Source organism: Streptomyces griseicoloratus (genome assembly GCF_014534645.1).
GTDB classification, from domain to species: Bacteria; Actinomycetota; Actinomycetes; order Streptomycetales; family Streptomycetaceae; genus Streptomyces; species Streptomyces griseicoloratus.
Genome location: NZ_JACVQF010000218.1, coordinates 111,108 through 129,487 on the forward strand (window position 1 = coordinate 111,108; position 18,380 = coordinate 129,487).

At 73.6% G+C, this 18,380-nt stretch carries 18 protein-coding genes and 1 pseudogene; 8 read left to right on the top strand and 11 right to left on the bottom strand.

Annotated elements, in window-relative coordinates; genetic code table 11:
• Window positions 1–4: 4 nt before the first annotated feature.
• From H0H10_RS27385 to H0H10_RS27395, 3 genes are all read right to left on the bottom strand, one after another.
• Window positions 5–1,237, bottom strand: coding sequence for a DUF4032 domain-containing protein (locus H0H10_RS27385; RefSeq protein WP_188183802.1), 1,233 nt, complete (start codon window positions 1,235–1,237; stop codon window positions 5–7).
• 52 nt (window positions 1,238–1,289) lie between these two features.
• Window positions 1,290–2,036, bottom strand: coding sequence for an MBL fold metallo-hydrolase (locus tag H0H10_RS27390; RefSeq protein ID WP_188183803.1), 747 nt, complete (start codon window positions 2,034–2,036; stop codon window positions 1,290–1,292).
• 75 nt (window positions 2,037–2,111) lie between these two features.
• On the bottom strand, window positions 2,112–2,741 hold the full coding sequence (locus H0H10_RS27395; protein ID WP_188183804.1) for an alpha-ketoglutarate-dependent dioxygenase AlkB family protein: 630 nt from the start codon (window positions 2,739–2,741) through the stop codon (window positions 2,112–2,114).
• A gap of 125 nt (window positions 2,742–2,866) precedes the next feature.
• Between H0H10_RS27395 and H0H10_RS27400 the strand changes: the two genes are divergently transcribed.
• The gene (locus tag H0H10_RS27400) at window positions 2,867–3,511 is read left to right on the top strand and encodes a TetR/AcrR family transcriptional regulator (protein ID WP_188183805.1); all 645 of its coding nucleotides are present in this window, start codon (window positions 2,867–2,869) and stop codon (window positions 3,509–3,511) included.
• Between the two features lie 16 nt (window positions 3,512–3,527).
• Entirely contained in the window at window positions 3,528–5,201 is a 1,674-nt protein-coding gene (locus tag H0H10_RS27405; protein ID WP_188183806.1) for an FAD-binding dehydrogenase, read from the top strand.
• Between the two features lie 25 nt (window positions 5,202–5,226).
• Here H0H10_RS27405 and H0H10_RS27410 read toward each other — a convergent pair whose 3' ends face one another.
• Complete coding sequence (locus H0H10_RS27410; RefSeq protein ID WP_188183807.1) at window positions 5,227–5,580, bottom strand: DUF488 domain-containing protein; 354 nt, start codon at window positions 5,578–5,580, stop codon at window positions 5,227–5,229.
• Between the two features lie 172 nt (window positions 5,581–5,752).
• Here H0H10_RS27410 and H0H10_RS27415 point away from each other — a divergent pair, with 172 nt between their 5' ends.
• Window positions 5,753–6,211, top strand: coding sequence for a DUF6098 family protein (locus tag H0H10_RS27415; RefSeq protein ID WP_188183808.1), 459 nt, complete (start codon window positions 5,753–5,755; stop codon window positions 6,209–6,211).
• A 25-nt stretch (window positions 6,212–6,236) separates the two neighbouring features.
• Here H0H10_RS27415 and H0H10_RS27420 read toward each other — a convergent pair whose 3' ends face one another.
• On the bottom strand, window positions 6,237–6,488 hold the full coding sequence (locus H0H10_RS27420; protein ID WP_188183809.1) for a WhiB family transcriptional regulator: 252 nt from the start codon (window positions 6,486–6,488) through the stop codon (window positions 6,237–6,239).
• 243 nt (window positions 6,489–6,731) lie between these two features.
• Window positions 6,732–7,643, bottom strand: a complete 912-nt coding sequence (locus H0H10_RS27425; RefSeq protein WP_188183810.1) for a LysR family transcriptional regulator ArgP — start codon at window positions 7,641–7,643, stop codon at window positions 6,732–6,734.
• A 65-nt stretch (window positions 7,644–7,708) separates the two neighbouring features.
• Between H0H10_RS27425 and H0H10_RS27430 the strand changes: the two genes are divergently transcribed.
• Both H0H10_RS27430 and H0H10_RS27435 read left to right on the top strand, forming a co-directional pair.
• A complete protein-coding gene (locus H0H10_RS27430; protein WP_188183811.1) occupies window positions 7,709–8,323 on the top strand; it encodes a LysE/ArgO family amino acid transporter in 615 nt (204 codons plus the stop codon).
• Window positions 8,324–8,427: 104 nt separating this feature from the next.
• Complete coding sequence (locus H0H10_RS27435) at window positions 8,428–9,726, top strand: MFS transporter (protein ID WP_188183812.1); 1,299 nt, start codon at window positions 8,428–8,430, stop codon at window positions 9,724–9,726.
• 4 nt (window positions 9,727–9,730) lie between these two features.
• On the opposite strand, the gene H0H10_RS27440 is transcribed toward H0H10_RS27435, so the two are convergent.
• From H0H10_RS27440 to H0H10_RS27450, 3 genes and pseudogenes are all read right to left on the bottom strand, one after another.
• Window positions 9,731–10,186 (bottom strand): cyclic nucleotide-binding domain-containing protein, encoded by a 456-nt coding sequence (locus tag H0H10_RS27440; protein ID WP_188183813.1) that lies wholly within the window; start codon window positions 10,184–10,186, stop codon window positions 9,731–9,733.
• Window positions 10,187–10,489: 303 nt separating this feature from the next.
• Window positions 10,490–11,968 carry an aminotransferase class I/II-fold pyridoxal phosphate-dependent enzyme gene (locus H0H10_RS27445; RefSeq protein WP_188183814.1) on the bottom strand — a complete coding sequence of 493 codons (1,479 nt, stop codon included), beginning with the start codon at window positions 11,966–11,968 and terminating at the stop codon, window positions 10,490–10,492.
• A gap of 64 nt (window positions 11,969–12,032) precedes the next feature.
• Window positions 12,033–12,245: pseudogene (locus tag H0H10_RS27450) on the bottom strand (hypothetical protein); the annotation flags it as partial.
• Window positions 12,246–12,408: 163 nt separating this feature from the next.
• Between H0H10_RS27450 and H0H10_RS27455 the strand changes: the two are divergent.
• From H0H10_RS27455 to H0H10_RS27465, 3 genes are all read left to right on the top strand, one after another.
• On the top strand, window positions 12,409–12,852 hold the full coding sequence (locus H0H10_RS27455) for an ATP-binding protein (protein WP_188183815.1): 444 nt from the start codon (window positions 12,409–12,411) through the stop codon (window positions 12,850–12,852).
• A gap of 175 nt (window positions 12,853–13,027) precedes the next feature.
• Window positions 13,028–13,927 (top strand): SigB/SigF/SigG family RNA polymerase sigma factor, encoded by a 900-nt coding sequence (locus tag H0H10_RS27460; protein WP_188183816.1) that lies wholly within the window; start codon window positions 13,028–13,030, stop codon window positions 13,925–13,927.
• Window positions 13,928–14,166: 239 nt separating this feature from the next.
• The gene (locus tag H0H10_RS27465) at window positions 14,167–14,601 is read left to right on the top strand and encodes a hypothetical protein (RefSeq protein WP_188183817.1); all 435 of its coding nucleotides are present in this window, start codon (window positions 14,167–14,169) and stop codon (window positions 14,599–14,601) included.
• A gap of 30 nt (window positions 14,602–14,631) precedes the next feature.
• Here the strand turns inward: H0H10_RS27465 and H0H10_RS27470 are convergent, their stop codons facing one another.
• Both H0H10_RS27470 and H0H10_RS27475 read right to left on the bottom strand, forming a co-directional pair.
• Window positions 14,632–16,878: an FUSC family protein gene (locus tag H0H10_RS27470; RefSeq protein ID WP_188183818.1), complete on the bottom strand. Its 2,247-nt coding sequence runs from the start codon at window positions 16,876–16,878 to the stop codon at window positions 14,632–14,634.
• Between the two features lie 88 nt (window positions 16,879–16,966).
• Entirely contained in the window at window positions 16,967–18,343 is a 1,377-nt protein-coding gene (locus H0H10_RS27475) for an NAD(P)/FAD-dependent oxidoreductase (protein WP_188183819.1), read from the bottom strand.
• Between the last annotated feature and the right edge of the window lie 37 nt (window positions 18,344–18,380).

The following is an 18,380-nucleotide window of genomic DNA, read 5'->3' on the forward strand; positions in this document are numbered from 1 at the left end:
CGACTCAGTCCGCCGTGGGCTGCAGCGTCTCCCGGGCCTTGGGCAGGATGTTCTCGATGTAGTCCCTGACGGCCGTGTCCAGACCGATGTCGTGCTGCGCCCGCTCGGACAGGTACCAGCGGTGCTCCAGCAGCTCGTGGTAGATCTCGGCCGGGTCCATGGCGCCCCGCAGCTCGCGCGGCACGGCCCGCACGGTCGGCCGGAACACCTCCCGCACCCAGCGGTGGGCCAGCACCTCCGGCCGGGCGCCGAGGGGATCGCCGGGGGCGTAGTCCTCCTGCGTGGCCATCCAGCTCTCCAGGTCGTTCAGCAGCCGGCGGGCCTGGTTCTCCTCGGCGTCCAGGCCCGTCAGGCGCAGCAGCTGGCGCTGATGGTGGCCCGCGTCGACGACCTTGGGCACGAAGGTCACCGTGTCGCCGTTGCCGGCGTGCTCGATCTGCATCTCGGCGACGTCGAAGCCGAGGTCGTTGAGCCGGCGTATCCGGCGTTCTATGTAGTGGTACTTGCCCGCCGGGTAGACGGAGGTGCGGGTCAGCTCCTCCCACAGGCTCCGGTAGCGGGCGCAGATCTCGGTGCCGAAGTCCACCGGGTCGACGGAGGGGTGCAGGGCCCCGGACGCCTCCAGGTCGAGCAGTTCGCCGCTGATGTTGACGCGGGCGAGGTCGAGGTCGTAGTCGCGCTGCCCGGGGCTCAGCTGCGCGTGCAGTTCCCCGGTCTCGGCGTCCACCAGGTACGCGGCGTAGGCGCCCGCGTCGCGCCGGAAGAGCGTGTTGGACAGCGAGCAGTCGCCCCAGGCGAAGCCGGCCAGGTGCAGCCGCACCAGCAGCACGGCCAGGGCGTCCATCAGGCGGTGCATGGTCGCCGGGCGCAGCGTGGTCTCGAACATCGACCGGTACGGCATCGAGCCGCCGAGGTGCCGCGTGATCAGCACGGGTTCCAGCGCCTCGCCGGCGCCGTCGGTGCGGCCGGTGACCACGCCGAGGGCGTCCACCGCAGGGATGGCGAGCCGGTCCAGGTCGCGCAGCAGCTCGTACTCGCGCAGCGCGGGCCGTTCGGCGAGCTCCTTGACGGCGATCACCTCGTCCCCGGCCCGCGCGTAGCGGACGACGTGGCGGGAGATGCCGCGCGGCAGCGGCACGAGGTATTCCTCGGGCCACTCCTCCAGGGGCAGGTGCCACGGCAGTTCGAGCAGGAGGGCGGGGTGCTCCGGGTTGGTGGCGCTGATCTGCAAGGCCATGGCCCCGACTCTAGAGCGCCCCTGCCACGGCCGGCCGCGGCAGGGGCCGGTTCTAGCGCGCCCGTTCCCCGGCCAGCCGTGCGGCCTCCCGCACCGGGCCGTGGTGGACGGGTCCGTGCCCGGGGAGCAGCACGTCGCCGTCCAGCTCCGCGAGGACGTCCAGCGAGGCCACGGTCCGCGCCCGCTCGTGGTGGAACATGTCGGGCAGCAGCTGCGGTCCCTCGATCCTCGACGTGGGGTGGCCGCTCACCAGGGCGTCGCCGGAGATCACCACTCCGGCGCCGGGCAGATGGTAGGCGCAGTGCCCGTCGGTGTGCCCCGGGGTGTGCACGGGAACGGGCCGGCCGGGCAGGTCGAGGGGACCGGCCGCCGGGAACGGTGCCGGGGAGGCGACCGGGAGGTGGGCCGTGCCGCCGGAGCGGATCACGTGCGCGGCCCAGGGCAGCACGCCCGGCCGCCAGCCGTTGCGCAGCACCGTGCCGACGGTGACCTGGTGCAGGAAGTCCCGCCGCGCGTGCGGTACTTCGGCCTCGTGCAGCAGGACGGGCGTGCCGTAGACCCGGCGCAGGTACTCGGCCGAGCCCAGGTGGTCGTTGTGGGCGTGGGTGATCAGTACGGCCGCCACCGCCTCCGGGGAACTCCCCACGGCGGCGAGGGAGTCCAGAAGCAGCTGCCGGTCGCCGGGGTAGCCGGTGTCGACCAGCGTCACCGCGTCGCCGTCGGTGAGGATCACCCAGTTGGTGTTGCTGCCGTGCACCAGGTAGGTGCCGTCGGCGACGTGCTGGACGTTGGCGCGCATCGATCTCCCCGCGTCCCGAGGTGGCTGTCGTCGGACAGCCAACCAGATGCGGGGCCCCCGAGGGTCCCCGCCGCGTCAGCGCACCCCGTGCGGGCGGAACTGGATGCTGATCCGCGGCCCGGCGGCACGGGTCGACTTGGGGACGCAGTGCTCCCAGGTGCGCTGGCAGGAACCGCCCATCACGATCAGGTCGCCGTGGCCGAGCGGGCGGCGCACCGTCTCCCCGCCGCCGTTCCGCGGGCGCAGCAGCAGGTCACGGGGTGCGCCCACCGAGAGGATGGCGACCATCGTGTCCTGGCGGGCGCCCCGGCCGATGCGGTCGCCGTGCCAGGCGACGCTGTCCCGGCCGTCGCGGTAGTAGCACAGTCCGGCCGTGGTGAACGGCTCGCCCAGCTCGTCGGCGTAGTGGGCGGACAGCGCGTCGCGCGCCTCGTCCAGCAGGGGGTGCGGCAGCGGGTCGTGCGCGCCGTAGAACGCCAGCAGCCGGGGCACGTCGACCACGTGGTCGTACATCGTGCGCCGCTCGGCGCGCCACGGCACCTCGGCGGCCAGCCGTTCGAAGAGGGTGTCGGACCCGCTCAGCCACCCCGGCAGGACGTCGATCCAGGCCCCGGAGCCGAGCCGGGTGCGGTGCAGCCCGTCGAGGGGACCCAGCCGGACCTCGTCGGTCTGGTCGAAGAGCGAGCCCTGGAGGTGCCTGGTCATGGTTCCAGCGTACTCCCTATTCGAAAATGTGTTCCATTGACTGTGCCGGCGGGAATCTCCCCCGCGCAAGGGCTTCGGATACACCGGTGTATCCGATACATTCGCGCATCGAACGGAGGGGCGGCATGGCGGCGAGGGCGACGACCGGGCGCGTGACCAGGCGCCGCGCGCGCACGCGCGCCAACCTCCTGGACGCGGCGTTCAGGGTGTTCGCCGCCAAGGGGTTCGGCCGTGTGTCGATCGAGGAGGTCTGCGAGGCCGCCGGCTACAGCAGGGGCGCCTTCTACTCGAACTTCGACAGCCTCGACGAGCTGTTCTTCGCCCTCTACCGCGAACGGGCCGAGCTGATCGCGGAGCAGGTGTCCGGGGCCCTCGCCCTCGACGGCCCCGACCTGGACGTGACCGCCGCCGTCGACCGCGTCACCGAGGTGCTGCTCCTGGACCGGGACTGGCTCCTGGTGAAGACGGACTTCCTGGTGCACGCCGCCCGCGACCCCGCCGTCGCCCGTGCCCTGCTCGACCACCGGGCGCGGCTGCGGCGGGCGATCGCCGACCGGCTCGGCCGGGCGCACGGCCACACGGCCCTGCCCGCCGTGCTGGGTGACGCCGAGGGCGCGGCGCACGCCGTGGTCGCCGCCTACGACGGAGTCACCACCCAACTGCTGCTGGACCGGGACGTCGCCCGCGCCCGCGGCCGGCTGAAGCAACTGCTCACCGCGCTGCTCACCGACGGCAGCGGCACCTCCGGACGAGCCGGACGAAACGCATGAGGAAGGGACGGTCGCCATGGATGCCGACGTCATCGTGGTCGGAGCGGGTCTCGCGGGCCTGGTCGCGGCCCACGAACTGACCAGCCGGGGCAGGAGGGTCGCGCTCGTCGACCAGGAGAACGCGGCCAACCTCGGCGGGCAGGCGTTCTGGTCCTTCGGCGGCCTGTTCCTCGTCGACTCCCCGGAGCAGCGGCGCATGGGCGTCAAGGACTCCTTCGACCTGGCGTGGAACGACTGGCAGGGCAGCGCGCAGTTCGACCGCGTCGCCGACGAGGACTCCTGGGCCGTGCGCTGGGCGCGGGCGTACGTCGAGTTCGCGGCGGGGGAGAAGCGGTCCTGGCTGGACGGACACGGCATCAGGTTCCTGCCCACGGTCGGCTGGGCCGAGCGGGGCGACCTCAGGGCCGAGGGGCACGGCAACTCCGTGCCGCGCTTCCACATCGCCTGGGGCACCGGCACGGGCGTCGTCGAGCCCTTCGTGCGGTACGCGAAGCAGGCCGCACGCGACGGGCTGCTCACCTTCCACCACCGCCACCGGGTCGACGAGCTGGTCGTCGACGGCGCCGCCGTGACCGGCGTGCGCGGCACGGTCCTCGCCGAGGACACCTCGCCCCGCGGCGTCGCCTCCAACCGCGACGCGGCCGGCGAGTTCGAGCTGACCGCGCAGGCGGTCGTCGTCACCTCCGGCGGCATCGGCGGCGACCACGACATCGTGCGCCGCCACTGGCCCGAACGGCTCGGCACCCCGCCCGCCCGGATGGTCACGGGCGTCCCCGCCCACGTCGACGGGCGGATGCTCGACATCAGCGCCGCGGCCGGCGTACGCCTGGTCAACCGCGACCGGATGTGGCACTACACCGAGGGCGTCCGCAACTGGGACCCGATCTGGCCCGGCCACGGCATCCGCATCCTGCCCGGACCGTCCTCGATGTGGTTCGACGCCCTCGGCCGCCGCCTGCCCGAGCCCTGCCTGCCCGGCTACGACACCCTCGGCACCCTGCGGCATCTGCGCACGGCCGAGGACCTGGCGGGCCACGACCACTCGTGGTTCATCCTCACCCGGAAGATCATCGAGAAGGAGTTCGCGCTGTCGGGCTCCGAGCAGAACCCCGACATCACCGCCAAGGACCGCGGCGCGTTCCTGCGCGAACGCCTGCTCGGCAAGGGCGCCCCGGCCCCGGTGGACGCCTTCCTGCGCGAGGGCGAGGACTTCGTGACCGCGCCGGACCTGGAGCGGCTGGTCGACCGGATGAACCGGCTGACCGACGAGCCCCTCCTCGACGCGGGCCGCATCCGCCGCCAGATCGAGGCCCGCGACCTGCAGATGACCAACCCCTACGCCAAGGACGCCCAGATCCAGGGGATCCGCAACGCCCGCCGCTACCTCGGCGACCGCCTCGGCCGGGTCGCCACCCCGCACCGCATCCTCGACCCGGCGGCGGGCCCGCTGATCGGCGTCAAGCTGCACGTCCTGACCCGCAAGACCCTCGGCGGCATACAGACCGACCTCGACTCCCGCGCCCTGGGCGCCGACGGCACACCCGTCGACGGCCTGTACGCGGCCGGCGAGGTGGCCGGCTTCGGGGGCGGCGGGGTGCACGGCTACAACGCGCTGGAGGGCACCTTCCTCGGCGGCTGCCTCTTCTCCGGCCGGGCCGCGGGCCGGGCCGCCGCCCGGCAGACCGCCTGAGCCGGCCGTGTCGCCGTCCGCCTCCTCAGCGCCCGTCGAGGAGGCGGAGCAGCACGGAGGCGTGACCGCGCTCGGGCGACTTGGACGCCGTCACGAGCGTCACGTCCCCCTTGCGCGCCAGCTCCCGCACGTGATCGAGGAGCTTCGCCGCCTCCGGGGCGGCGAGCTCGGCCTCGTAGCGCTGGGCGAACTCCTCGTAGGAGCCCTCGCCCGCGTGGTACCACTGGCGCAGTTCGGTCGACGGGGTGAGGCCCTTGGGCCACTCGTCCACGTGCGCCTCGTCCTTCGCCACACCGCGCGGCCACAGCCGGTCGACCAGGACCCGCACGCCGTCGTCCGGCTCGGGCGGGTCGTAGATGCGGCGCACGCGAACGCTCATGGCCGTGCCTTTCCACGGGGGACGGTACTGCCGCGAGCCTACGTCCGGCGCGGGCGGGGCGTCGGTGACCGTGGGCCGTTCGTGAACGGACGACCGATTCCTCCCGCTCCGTTCGGGTACTCCGTGGTCCCGTACTCCGTGGTTGCGACGGGCCGACGAGGGAGGTCAGGAGATGGGGGCATCGGACGACCTGCCGGTGGTGCGCACACTCGCCGAACTCACCGGCCTGGTCGAACAGCACCGTGGCCTGTACGTGCGCTGGTCGCGCGGCCCGGCGACCGACCTCGCGGACGTCTCCCGCACCTCCAGCACCGACGACCTCACGGGCGTGCGCATGTCGGGGCTGTCGGCCAACCCCCTGGACGTGGAGGAGTGGTGGGCGGACCGGCCCGTACGGGTGTGGGCGGCACGCCGGCTGCACGACTACGCGCATCTGCCCCACGACAAGGGCCCCGGCGTACGCCCCTGGGTGCTCACCGGCCGGGAGACGGGCCGCGGCCCCGACAACGAGCCGCTGGTGGCCGACGTCCGGCCGATGTGCTGGATCGACGCGGGCGTCATCGACGAGGCGCTGGCCGAGGTGGAGCGCCAGGTGAACCCGTGGGGACCGCTGCGCCGCACCGGGCGCTGAGGCCGGTGCGGCGCAGCGGCCGGGGTCAGCCGGAACTCCTGCGCGAGCCCGCGCGCCGTTTCAGCGCACGGCGCTCCGTCTCGCTGGTCCCACCCCAGACACCGAGGGACTGCCCCGTGTCGAGCGCCCACTGCAGGCACGGCTCCCGCACCGGGCAGCGCCGGCAGACCGCCTTCGCCTGTTCGGTCTGCACCAGGGCCGGGCCCGTGGTGCCTATCGGGAAGAAGAGATCGGGGTCCTCGTGGCGGCACGCGGCGTGCTGTCGCCAGTTGTCCATCAAAGTCACCTGCGATCGAAATCGTGTCGCGCCCTCGTGAATGCCTTACTCCGTTCCGGGTCACCTGTCGATACCGGGGTGAAACCGGCGATCCGCCTTGGGTCGTACCGGGCGCCGGGGCCGGTTGCTCGGCTCAGGCTGCGGGGAGGCGACGGAGCCGGTGAGCGCCGGTGAGCCGGCGAGGACAACGCGGCAGATGTGCGTGCCGGGGCCGGTGACGCCGGGGATGATCCCAGCGACGCCCTAGCTCCGCAGCGACTCCGCCGCGGCCGCCACCACCGCCTCGGCGACCGTGGCCAGTGCCGGGGAGTCGAGTTTCCACTGCTGCCAGTACAGCGGGACGTCGACCGGCAGATCCGGGGCGAGGCCGACGAGCCGGCCGGTGCGCAGCAGGGGCTCCGCCTGCGGCTCCGGCACCATGCCCCAGCCCAGACCGGCGGCGACGGCCTCCACGAAGCCCTCCGACGCCGGGACGTAGTGCCGCACCGGACTCGCGGCGCCCTGCCCGGGCCCGAGCCGGCGGACGAAGCCGTCCTGGAAGTCGTCCCGCCGGTCGAAGGCCACCACCGGAGCCTTGGCCAGCACCTCACGCAGCGGCCCGTGCAGATGCCGCGCGGCGAAGCCGGGAGCCGCGCACGGCAGGTACCGCATCCGGCCCAGCGCCCGCACGGAGCAGCCCGGCACGGCGTCGGGGGACGAGGTGACCGCGGCCATCACCACACCCTCCCGCAGCAACGCCGCCGTGTGGTCCTCGTCCTCGCGGCGCAGCTCGAAACAGAGTTCCGGCTCCCGCGGCACCCGCGTGAGGGCCCCGAGGAACCAGGTCGCCAGCGAGTCGGCGTTCACGGCCACCGAGACCCGGGTCGGCTCACCGCCCCCGCTCAGCCCCAGCTCGGCGTACGCGTCCCGCTCCAGCCGGGCCACCTGGCGGGCCAGCCGGACGAGCACCGCGCCGGACTCCGTGGGGCGGACGGGCTTGGTGCGCATCAGCAGCACCCGGCCGGTGCGCTGCTCCAGCGCCTTCACCCGCTGGCTGACCGCCGACGGCGTCACGTGCAGCGCCGCGGCCGCGGCGTCGAACGTGCCCTCGTCCACCACCGCCAGCAGCGTGCGCACCTGGTCCAGCGGCAGATCGGGGAAGCCCGTCGTCCTCATGGCTGCTAAGGATACGTAAGAATCTTTAGCTGTACGCCATGTGATCATCCGCTTAGCGTCGGGGCATGACCAACGCCCTCACCGCCGCGGCCGCCGGCTTCGGCACCGGCCTGTCCCTCATCGTCGCCATCGGTGCCCAGAACGCCTTCGTCCTGCGCCAGGGGATCCGCCGCGACGCGGTCCTCGCCGTGGTCGGCATCTGCGCCCTGTCCGACGCCGTGCTCATCGCCCTGGGCGTCGGCGGGGTCGGCGCGGTGGTCGTGGCGTGGCCGGGCGCGCTGACCGCGATCGGCTGGATCGGCGGCGCCTTCCTGCTCGCCTACGGCGCCCTGGCCACCCGGCGCGTGTTCCGGCCGGCCGGCGCGCTGCGGACGGACGGCGACGCCGCCGGCTCGCGCCGGCGGGCGGTGCTCACCTGCCTGGCGCTGACCTGGCTCAACCCGCACGTCTACCTCGACACCGTGTTCCTGCTGGGCTCCGTGGCCGCCGACCGGGGCGACCTGCGCTGGACCTTCGGAGTGGGTGCCGCGCTCGCCAGCCTGTGCTGGTTCGCCGCGCTCGGCTTCGGCGCCCGCTACCTCGGCCGCTTCCTGGCCCGCCCCGCGGCCTGGCGCGTCCTGGACGCGCTGGTCGCCGCCACCATGATCGTCCTCGGGATCACGCTGATCGCCGGAGCCTGAGCCGGCCACCGGCGTGCCACCGGCCACGCGGATCCGGAGCGCACGGACGCGGCTGCGAGACTGAAGCCCGCAGCCGAAAGATGTACCGAGCACCTAGGAAGCGCGTGGACACCAGCGAGAGCAGCACCGAACCCCAGGCGGAGGCCCCGGTCCCGGCGCGGGCCCGGCGGCGCGGATGGCGCCGCTGGGCGATGGACACCCGCCCCCTGCGCCGCCCGGCCTACCGCCGGCTGTGGTCCTCCACCGTCGTCACCGCCGTCGGCAGCCAGCTCACCGCCGTGGCCGTGCCCAAGCAGATCTACGACATCACCGGCTCCTCGGCCTGGGTCGGCGCCGCGAGCCTCGCCGGTCTGCTGCCGCTGATCGTCTTCGCCCTGTGGGGCGGAGCGGTCGCCGACACGTTGGACCGCCGCAAGCTGCTGCTGATCACCAACACCGGCATAGCCGTCACCTCGCTCCTGTTCTGGGCGCAGGCCGTCACCGGGCTGGAGTCGGTGGGGGCGCTGATGGTCCTGCTCGCCGTCCAGCAGGCCTTCTGGGGACTGAACGCCCCGGCCCGCAGCGCCTCCATCGCCCGCCTGGTCCCCGAGGACGAACTGCCGGCCGCGAACGCGCTCGGCTCCACCGTCATGCAGACCGGCCAGGTGGTCGGCCCGCTGCTCGCCGGTGCGCTCATCCCGCTGATCGGACTGCCCGAGCTGTACCTCATCGACGCCCTGGCCCTGTGCGTCACCGTGTGGGCGGTGTACCGGCTGCCCGCCCTGCCGCCGCGGGCGGACACGGCGCCCCGGCGCGCGGGCGTGCGGGAGGTGGTGGCCGGCTTCCGCTACATCGCCGGGCACACCGTACTGCTGCTCTCCTTCCTGGCCGACATCGTCGCCATGGTCCTCGGCATGCCCCGCGCCCTGTTCCCGCAACTCGCCGCCGAGACCTACGCGCCCTACGGCGAGGGTCTCGCCCTCGGCCTGCTGTTCGCGGCGATCCCCGTCGGCGCGGTGGCCGGCGGGCTCTTCTCGGGCACGTTCTCCCGGGCCCGCCGGCACGGCTGGATGGTGATCGGCGCGGTCGTCGTCTGGGGCGCGGCCGTCGCCGGCTTCGGCCTCAGCGACAGCCTGTGGCTCGCGGTGGCCTTCCTGGCCGTCGCCGGGGTCGCCGACATGGTCTCCATGGTGTTCCGCGGGGCGATCCTGCTCTCCGCCGCGACCGACGAGATGCGCGGCCGCATGCAGGGCGTGTTCACGGTCGTCGTCGCCGGCGGTCCGCGGCTGGCCGACGCCCTGCACGGCGGCGCGGGCTCCGCCTTCGGCCCGCGTACGGCGGTGGCGGGCGGCGGGCTGCTCGTCGTCGTGGTGATGCTGGCGCTCGCCGCCGCCGTCCCGGCGCTGCGCCGCTACCGCGTCTGACGCCTCACAGGGAACCGTGCCGGTGCGGCGCGTAGGTCTCCATGAGCCGGCCGCGGGTCGTCTCCAGCCGGTGCGCGAGGATCTCGGCGACGGTCCGCACCAGCACGATGCCGAGCTGCGGGTCCTCCTCGCACAGGGCGAGCACCGCCGAGGCGTCGAACTCGTAGGCGCGCACCGGACTGAACGCCTCGGCGCCGAAGTCCCACTCGTACGGCGGGAACAGCCAGGACCAGCCGAGCAGGTCGCCGGCGCCGAGGCTGGCGACCGTGACCCGCTGCAGGGACGTCACCTGCTGGGTCAGGGAGACCGCGCCGGACCGGATGACCCAGAAGCGGTCGGCCCTGCCTCCCGCCTCGAAGATCCGGGTGTCCTCCGGGAAGGAGACCTCGCGGGCGAGCGCCGTCAGACGCCGCCGCTGGTCCGGGGGAAGGGCGGTGAGCAGTTTGATCGCTTTCGTCATGACGCGGGGCTCCCTCGCCGGCGATTCGGTTCCGGTGCTTTCCCTACGCCCATTTCAGCCGCTGCGGGCGCCCTGGGCACCTCGGCGGACGGCGGATTCGGTGCCGGTTCCGCGGCGGATTCCGCGCGTTGCGGGGAGGGCGTGAAAAAGCCCTGGCTGGACGGGGGAAGCCAGCCAGGGCCGTAAGCGGTGACGTCGGAGGACTCCGGTCGACTCCGTCGCCACGTATGAGTGAACGCTAAACCATCTCGGGGTGGTTCCGCGAACCCGCGACCGGTGTACGTGACCCGTTTCACTGGACCGTCACCCCGCCCCACGCGCGACGACCCTGACCGTGGCCAGCTCCGGGTCGCTCGGGTCCGGCAGGTACATCCCGGCGGCCAGGCCGCTGCTCAGATACCGCAGGACCGGTTCGGTCAGCCGCTCGCCCGGCAGGACGGCCGGGATGCCGGGCGGGTACGGCGTGATCATCTCCGCGGCGACGCGTCCGGCGGCCTCGTCGAGCGGCACGTCCTCGGCCGGCCCGAAGAACGCGTCCCGGGGCAGCCGCACCTGCGCCATCCGCAGGTCGGACGGCGACGGGACCGCCACGGTCGGCGCGGGACCCAGGCCGGGCGCCGCCCGGGCGAGGTCCCTGAGCGCGGCGAGCAGCTCTCCGGCGGTCTCCCGGTCGTCGCCGTGGGTGATCTGCGCTCCGATCCGGCGGTGGTCGGTCAGATGCGCGACCACGCCGCGGTGCGCACGCAGCCAGTCGGCCGCCTGGAAACCGGTGATGCCGAGGCCGTGGACGTCGACGACGACGGGCAGTGGATCGAAATCATGGGCCATGCCCGGACCGCAGAAGTCCTCCCGGTCGTTGACGTGCATCCCGTCGATCTCCTCGACGGCCGCGCGGACGCCGGCCGCGAGATCCAGCGCGGCGCCCATGATCTCCCGCCCGCGCAGCGCCATCTGCCGGCGCCAGCCGTCGAGGCCCGCGAAGATCAGCGCCGACGGGCTGGTCGTCCCCAGCAGGTCGGCCCGCATGCCGAGCAGCTGCGGCGGCACCAGATCGCCCCGCAGATGGAAGACGGAGCCCTGCTCCAGGCCGCTGCCCATCTTGTGGATGCTCGTCACACAGATGTCGGCGCCCGAGTCCATGGCCCACGACGGCAGATCGGGGTGGAAGGGCAGGTGCGCGCCCCACGCCTCGTCGACGATCAGCGGGACCGACCGCCGGTGACACACCTCGGCGATCCCCCGCAGGTCGGCACCGGCCCCGTACGGCGTCGGACTGGTGACCAGCGCCCCCTTGGCGTCGGGATGCGCGGCGAAAGCCTGCTCGAACTCCCCGGCGGACGGGGGATGGGCCAGATGCCGCTCGGCGTCCCACCGCGGCTCCACCCAGACCGGCTCGATGCCGGACAGGATCAGCCCCGCCACCACGGACTTGTGGGCGTCCCGGCCGATCAGCAGCCGTTCGTGCGGCCCCGCGACGGCCAGCATCGCCGCCTTGACCGACAGGGAACTGCCGCACGTGGAGAAGAACGTGTGGTCCGCGTGCACGGCGTCGGCCATCAGCTCCTGGGCGCGCTGGAGCACACGGCCCCCGGTGAGCCGGTCGTCGAGCCCGCCGGTCGCCAGGACGTCACCGAGGAACACGGCGTCGCCCAGCACCTCGCGCACGGCGGGATCGGTGCCGCGGGCCTGCTTGTGCCCCGGCGGGGTGAACGACAACCGTCCCTCACGGCGGTAGTCGACGAGGGCCTCCAGAACCGGTGCGCGGGTGTGGTCGGTCTTCATGCCGACCCGGTTTCCCGGCCCCGGTCCCCGTCAATCCGTCCAGCCGCGCGACGGCCGGCTCCGCGCGGCGCGCCCGCCCGGGGGTCAGCACCTCGTCCAGCACCCGCAGCACGGCCTCGTACGCCATCGTCCGTACGGCGGCCTCGAGCGCCCCGTCCGGGTCGGTCGCCCGCAGCTCCTCCCCGTGCGCCCGCCACCTCCGCTCCTCCTCCACCGCGCAGGCACGGGCCCGGTGCATACGGCGCAGCAGTTCGTCCGAGTCCACAACATCGCTCATGCACTCCGCCTACCCCCACACGGCGCCGGAATGGCCGCGGGACCGTACCGAGAGCCCCGGGTTTGAGGGTGCGCGGAGAGGTCAGCCGGACGACAGGGCCCCACGGCGTCCGTGCGCGGGCGAGACCGGATCCGGCCCTCCGTATCGACCAGGGAGCTGACGGATGTGCGCCGAGCACCCGCCCGAATCCGCCGTCGACAAACCCCGCGCGGACACGGCCGCGCCACCGCGGCCGTGCGGGCCCGCCGAGGCGCGCCGGACGGTCGAACGCGTGGTCACCGAGTGCTGCCGCGCCGGCCGCACCCGGTGCGACGCGGCCGCCCTCTCGGACGCCGTGCTCGTCGCCTCGGAACTGACCACCAACGCCATCCTGCACGGCGGCGGCGTCACCGACTTCCGGGTCGACGTCATCGGGCCCGCGGTCCGCGTCTCCGTCAGCGACCGCAGCGACCGGCTGCCCGTGGCCGTGCCGCCGGCCGCCCCCCGAGGACGCCGACGGGTGGGCGGCCGGGGCTGGCCGATCGTCTGCCGGCTGGCACGGGACGTACACGTGCGCGACCTGCCCGCCGGCGGCAAACGCATCACCGCGGTCGTTGCGCTGTCCTGAGGACATTTCGGCGCGCGGCGTTTGTTCCCCCGAGGCCGGGGCAGTCGCAGTCTCGTGCTTCGGACCGGAGGCGCAGCAGCGGGAGCGTCATGGCTGCTTCGGGCCCTCCGGATGATCCGGGCGGCGACGTTCCCGCGGACAGTCCCCTGAGACCACCGTTCAGGAGCGAATCCGCATGCTCATAGAAACGCCCACCATCCGTCCCGGTACCCCCGAGCCCGCCGCCACCCCCGCCGCAGACGCCACCCCCACCCCCGCCTCGGCCGCGCCGGCCCGGCGCCGCCACGACGACGCCCCCGACACCGCGGCCCTCTTCGGCCGGCTGGCCGCCCTGGAGGACGGGCCCGAGCGGGACGCCGTCCGCGACGAGCTGGTCACGGCCTGGCTGCCGATGGCCCACCGGATCGCCGGACGGTTCCGCGACCGCGGGGAGTCCATCGAGGACCTGCGCCAGGTGGCGGCGCTCGGCCTGGTGAAGGCCATCGACCGGTTCGACCCCGGGCGCGGAGCCTTCGAGAGCTACGCCGTGCCCACCATCACCGGCGAGGTCAAGCGGCACTTCCGGGACCGGATGTGGGCCCTGCGGGTGCCCCGCCGGGTCCAGGAACTGCGCAACAAGGTGCGCGTGGCGCGCCGCGAACTCACCCAGAGCCCGGGCAGCCCCGAGCCCTCGGTCGCCGCCATCGCCGCCCACACCGGGCTCAGCGAGGAGGACGTCAACGCCGGGATGGAGGCGCTGGAGAGCTTCAGCACCCTGTCGCTGGACGCCGAACTCTCCGCGGGCGACGACGGATACAGCCTCGCCGACACCCTGGGCGCGGCGGACGCCTCGTACGACGTCGTGATCGACCGGGAATCCGCCAAGGAGGGCCTGCGCCGCCTGCCCGAACGCGAGCGCGCCATCCTGTACATGCGCTTCTTCGAAGACATGACACAGAGCCGCATAGCCGACCGCCTGGGCATCTCGCAGATGCACGTCTCCCGGCTCATCAGCCGCAGCTGCGCCCGTGTGCGCGACGAGGCGCTGGGACAGCGGGCGGGCCGCCGGCCGGGCGGCCGCCGGACGACGGCCTGAGCCCGGCGCGCGACCCCGGCGGGACCCACCGCCCGGGACGCGGCCCACCGGACCGGGACGTCACGGCCGGAGCCGGCAAGGTGCCCGCCGGGCGGTGGCCGGCGGGCACCTTCCGGCAGGCCGGACGTGCCCCGGGACGGACACGGCATCGTCCGCTTCCCCGGCCGGCGCACCACCGGATCACCGTGGCTCCCGGCCCGCACAGGTCTGACTCACTCCGCACGGGGAACACGGGGCGGATGAACGAACACGAGATTCCGGAGCCGAACGGCCGTCCCGTGGACGTCTACCTCGACCTCCTGCGCATCCGCATGGACACCGAGGACTACCGGCTGCTGCTCAGCGTGGTCGAACCGGTCCTGCAGGCGATCGACGAACACCAGATGCCCACCATCGACTTCTCCCTGGACGGCGCCAGTGCCGAAGAGCTCCCCCAGGAGATCAGAGACGAGGCCGCACTGGTCATCGCCACCGCCGTCACCGGCCGGCTGGACAACGAGGTCGTCGAGATCAGCACCGAGGAGACCGGCCCCGTGCGGGTCGTGACGGACGCGGTCACCGCCTCCGACCCCGAACGCCTCGGCGAGATCGCCGACTACCTCAAGGAACGCCACCGGCAGAACGAGGAACTGCGCGGCATCGCCGAGGCGAGCGGCATGCCCACCGACTTCTGACCATCCGCGGCACGCACCCCGCCCCGTCCGTCACCGCTTCGGGGCCGCGACGGGCACGCCGAGCGGCCGGGCGAGGCCGACCACCGCCTCGTCCAGGCGCTCCAGGTGCCGCAGCACCCGCCCGGTGATGCGGCCGTACCGCGACGTCCCCTCCGCACCGGGCTCCAGCAGCGATGCGATGCTCGGCCCGGTCTCCACCTCGACTTGGGCGTGCTCGTCGGCGACGTGGGCGGCGATCGCCTCGATGTTGCGCACCGTGCGCCGCACCGCCCCGCGCAGCCGCGGGTCGGCCGCGATCGACGGGTGGGTGGGCAGCAGCTCGGCCGTCGCGGCCAGGGAACGCGCGTGGTAGGCGCATGTCTCCAGCAGCGCCACGACGTACCGGGCCGTGTTCCGCCGGGCCCGCAGCGGCGTGATCGGATGGGTGAGCGGCTGGGTGGCCCCGCGCAGGTCGCCCAGCGCCTGGTCCAGGTCGCGCGCCGTGTCCAGCAGGTCCGCCGCGGGCCCGCCGCTGAGCTGGTCGACGGCGCCCTCGGTGACGTCGACCAGCCGCTCCAGCACGGTGCCCAGGAGCTCGTTCGTACGCCGGTCGGTGCGGATCGGCAGCACCAGCGCCGCCGCGATGATCCCGCAGGCCGCGCCCAGCGCCGTCTCCTCCACGCGCAGCAGCAGCACCGACAGGCTGTACGTGTGCAGCAGGGTGTACAGCAGCCCGAGCATCGCGGTGACGAAGAACGACATCAGCGTGTACGACAGCGGCGCCGTGTAGAACATCGCGAAGATCAGCAGCAGCACCAGCCCGAACGCCGTCCACGTGTGGTTCCCGACCAGGCCGGCCAGCACGATCCCGGCAACCACGCCGAACACGGTGCCCAGCAGCCGGCGGTAGCCCTTGACCAGGATCTCGCCGGTGGAGGCGGTGTTGAGGAAGACGATCCAGCAGGTCAGCACCGCCCAGTACCAGCGCTGCGAGGACAGGAACTCCCCGCCGACGATGGCGAGCGAGGACCCCACGGCCACCTGGACCGCGGCGCGCGTCGTGGGCCGGCGCAGCCCGGTGAGCTCCTCCTCCGGCCTGACCTCCTCACCCGCGTCGATGGCCGCGTCCTCCGCGTCCAGCTCCTCGCGCGAGCGGGCCGTCGCCGGCGTGTCGGCCGACTCGTCCTGGGGCCCGTCCAGGGCCATCCGCAGCCCCATGACCGCGCGCGCGGCCTCACCGACGCCCCGGAAGACGTCCTGGAGGGCGGCCGTCGTCCGCGGCAGGTTCTCCTCGTCGCGGTAGCCGAGGAGCCGGTTGCGCACATGGGACAGCGCGGTGCCGCGGGCCTCGGCGGGCGGCCGCAGCATGAGCGCGCGCAGCGCCCCGAGATCGCGGCGCAGCATCGCCGTGGTCTCGTCCGGTGAGTCCGCGCGCTCCATCGAGGGTGCCGGCGCACCCGGCAGATGCAGCGTCAGGGTGTCCGCCCGCTCGGTGCTGCGCGCGGTCAGCAGCAGCAGGCCCAGCCGCTCGGCGGCGATCTCGGCGTCCGCGACGCGGCGCTGCACCAGCCGGGCCGTGGACTCGTCGGGCGTGCCCTCCTCCAGCCGGGACTGGATCATCAGGGCCGTCTCGTGCAGGCGGGCGGTGCCGTCGCGCAGGTGCTCCATCACCCTGTCGACGTCGCCCGGCCCGGCGTCCAGCAGCTCGATCTGCGCCGAGATCAGCTGCGCCAGCCGGGCGCGGAACGCCTGGCGCAGCCGCTGCAGGATGCCCGCCGGTGTCGCCGGGACGATCGCGAACCGCACCACCGCGCTGCACAGGAACGCGACGGTGATGGCGCCCCACAGCTGCGGCAGTGCCGAGACCTCGGCGCCGACGAAGAGGGTGAGGAAGTAGGTCTGGAAACCGATCAGCCCCAGGGCGGTGCCGCGGTCGCCGAAGCGCCGGCCGTAGACGGCGCAGAAGATGAGGACGACGAAGAAGGCGTCACCGAGAACGACGTGCGGGCGCAGCAGCGCGCTCAGCGACACCGACGCCAGCGCCACGGGCAGGCCCAGGGCGAGGGTGACCGCCTGGGCGGCGGGCTGCTTCTCCCGGATGGCGAAGGTGGCGACCATCGCCGCCATGGCGCCCGCGACCAGATGGGTGACGCCGGCCCCGAGCACGGCGAGCACGGCCAGCGCGAGGGCGATGGCGCCCACGGTCCGCAGGCCCGCGGTGAGCCGGAGCAGACCCGGGTCGGACGCGGCGACGCGGTCCCGCAGCCGTGTCCGCACCGGGCGCCTCGCCGCCTTCACGCCGCCGTACACTCTCCCGTTTCGCACCCGTCCGCACCGAGATCCACTTCTCAGCATGTCATGCCGTCAGCGGATCCCCGCCGCCGGGTCACGACCCCGCCCGGCCGCCTTCCCCGATGCGCTCCCGCACCTGCTCCGGTGTCAGATAGGCGTCGGTGTACTCGAAGTCCTTCAGCTTGGCCGGCTTGCGGGCCTGGAAACCGGTGCGCACGAAATCGTCGCCGGCGACCGCGTTGAGCATCCAGTTCGTCAGGACCCGGGCCTTGGCCACGCCGGTGCGCAGCGCCGACCAGTGGTACCCGCGGGCGACCGCCTGGGCGGGCAGGCCGTGCAGTTCGATGCCGAGCGGCTTGGAGACCGCGTCGGTGCCGCCCAGGTCGACGACGAGGCCCAGGTCCTTGTGGACGTACGGCCGCATCGGCTGGTTGTGCAGGGTGGCGATGATGTTCTCGGCGACCTGCCTGCCCTGCCGCATGGCGTGCTGCGCGGTGGGCGGGCAGACGGCGCCCTCCTGCCCCTTGGCCAGGTCCGGGACGGCGGCGGAGTCGCCCAGCGCGAACACCCCGTCGTGGCCCGGCAGGCACATCTCGGCGGTGACCGCGAGCCGTCCCTTGACCGTCTCCGCGCCCAGCGTCGCGATCAGCGGGCTGGCGACCACGCCCGCGGTCCAGATGAGCGTGCGGGTGGGCACCACCCGGCCGTCGGTGAAGGTGACCTCCTCCGGGCCGGCCTTCTCGATGGAGACGCCGAGGGAGATCTCGATGCCGCGCCGGCGCAGCACCTCCTGGGCGGCGCGCCCGAGCTTGTCGCCCAGCTCGGGCATGAGCTTCGGGGCGATGTCGATCAGGTGCCACTTGATCAGGCCCGGGTCCAGGCGCGGGTAGCGCTTGACGGCGGCGTGCGTGAGGCGCTGCAGACAGGCCGCGGTCTCGGTGCCCGCGTAGCCGCCGCCGACCACCACGAACTGCAGCCGGGAGGCGCGCTCGGCCGGGTCCTGGCTGGCGTCGGCGAGGTCGAGCTGCGAGATGACGTGGTCGCGGATGTAGGCGGCCTCCGCGAGCGTCTTCATGCCGAACGCATGGTCGGTGAGGCCGGGGATGTCGAAGGTGCGGGTGATGCTGCCGGGCGCCAGCACGATGTAGTCGTACGACTCGTTCACGATCTGGTCGGTGATGGTGCGGATGACGCAGACCTTGGCCTTGAGGTCCACGCCGATGGCGCCGCCCGGGATGATCCGGGTGCGGTACTTCCGGCTGCGGCGCAGCGAGAGCGCGATCGACTGGGGCGTCAGCACGCCGGAGGCGACCTGGGGCAGCAGCGGGAGGTAGAGCTGATAGGCGAACGGCGTCACCAGCGTGACGTCGGCCTCGCCGGGGGCGAGTTTCCTCTCCAGACGGCGGACGCACTCCACGCCGGCGAAACCTGCGCCGACCACAAGGATCCTGGGTCGTGTCACGGTGTTCATCCCTTTCTGCGGCTGCGGGCAGTGTGCCGCGAACGCC

What these genes read in the sequence shown, in the direction of transcription:
- H0H10_RS27385 (WP_188183802.1), bottom strand. Translation starts at nt 1,237, where the DNA reads ATGGCCTTGCAGATCAGCGCCACCAACCCGGAGCACCCCGCCCTCCTG.
- H0H10_RS27390 (WP_188183803.1), bottom strand. Translation starts at nt 2,036, where the DNA reads ATGCGCGCCAACGTCCAGCACGTCGCCGACGGCACCTACCTGGTGCAC.
- H0H10_RS27395 (WP_188183804.1), bottom strand. Translation starts at nt 2,741, where the DNA reads ATGACCAGGCACCTCCAGGGCTCGCTCTTCGACCAGACCGACGAGGTC.
- H0H10_RS27400 (WP_188183805.1), top strand. Translation starts at nt 2,867, where the DNA reads ATGGCGGCGAGGGCGACGACCGGGCGCGTGACCAGGCGCCGCGCGCGC.
- H0H10_RS27405 (WP_188183806.1), top strand. Translation starts at nt 3,528, where the DNA reads ATGGATGCCGACGTCATCGTGGTCGGAGCGGGTCTCGCGGGCCTGGTC.
- H0H10_RS27410 (WP_188183807.1), bottom strand. Translation starts at nt 5,580, where the DNA reads ATGAGCGTTCGCGTGCGCCGCATCTACGACCCGCCCGAGCCGGACGAC.
- H0H10_RS27415 (WP_188183808.1), top strand. Translation starts at nt 5,753, where the DNA reads ATGGGGGCATCGGACGACCTGCCGGTGGTGCGCACACTCGCCGAACTC.
- H0H10_RS27420 (WP_188183809.1), bottom strand. Translation starts at nt 6,488, where the DNA reads ATGGACAACTGGCGACAGCACGCCGCGTGCCGCCACGAGGACCCCGAT.
- H0H10_RS27425 (WP_188183810.1), bottom strand. Translation starts at nt 7,643, where the DNA reads ATGAGGACGACGGGCTTCCCCGATCTGCCGCTGGACCAGGTGCGCACG.
- H0H10_RS27430 (WP_188183811.1), top strand. Translation starts at nt 7,709, where the DNA reads ATGACCAACGCCCTCACCGCCGCGGCCGCCGGCTTCGGCACCGGCCTG.
- H0H10_RS27440 (WP_188183813.1), bottom strand. Translation starts at nt 10,186, where the DNA reads ATGACGAAAGCGATCAAACTGCTCACCGCCCTTCCCCCGGACCAGCGG.
- H0H10_RS27445 (WP_188183814.1), bottom strand. Translation starts at nt 11,968, where the DNA reads ATGAAGACCGACCACACCCGCGCACCGGTTCTGGAGGCCCTCGTCGAC.
- H0H10_RS27455 (WP_188183815.1), top strand. Translation starts at nt 12,409, where the DNA reads ATGTGCGCCGAGCACCCGCCCGAATCCGCCGTCGACAAACCCCGCGCG.
- H0H10_RS27460 (WP_188183816.1), top strand. Translation starts at nt 13,028, where the DNA reads ATGCTCATAGAAACGCCCACCATCCGTCCCGGTACCCCCGAGCCCGCC.
- H0H10_RS27465 (WP_188183817.1), top strand. Translation starts at nt 14,167, where the DNA reads ATGAACGAACACGAGATTCCGGAGCCGAACGGCCGTCCCGTGGACGTC.
- H0H10_RS27475 (WP_188183819.1), bottom strand. Translation starts at nt 18,343, where the DNA reads ATGAACACCGTGACACGACCCAGGATCCTTGTGGTCGGCGCAGGTTTC.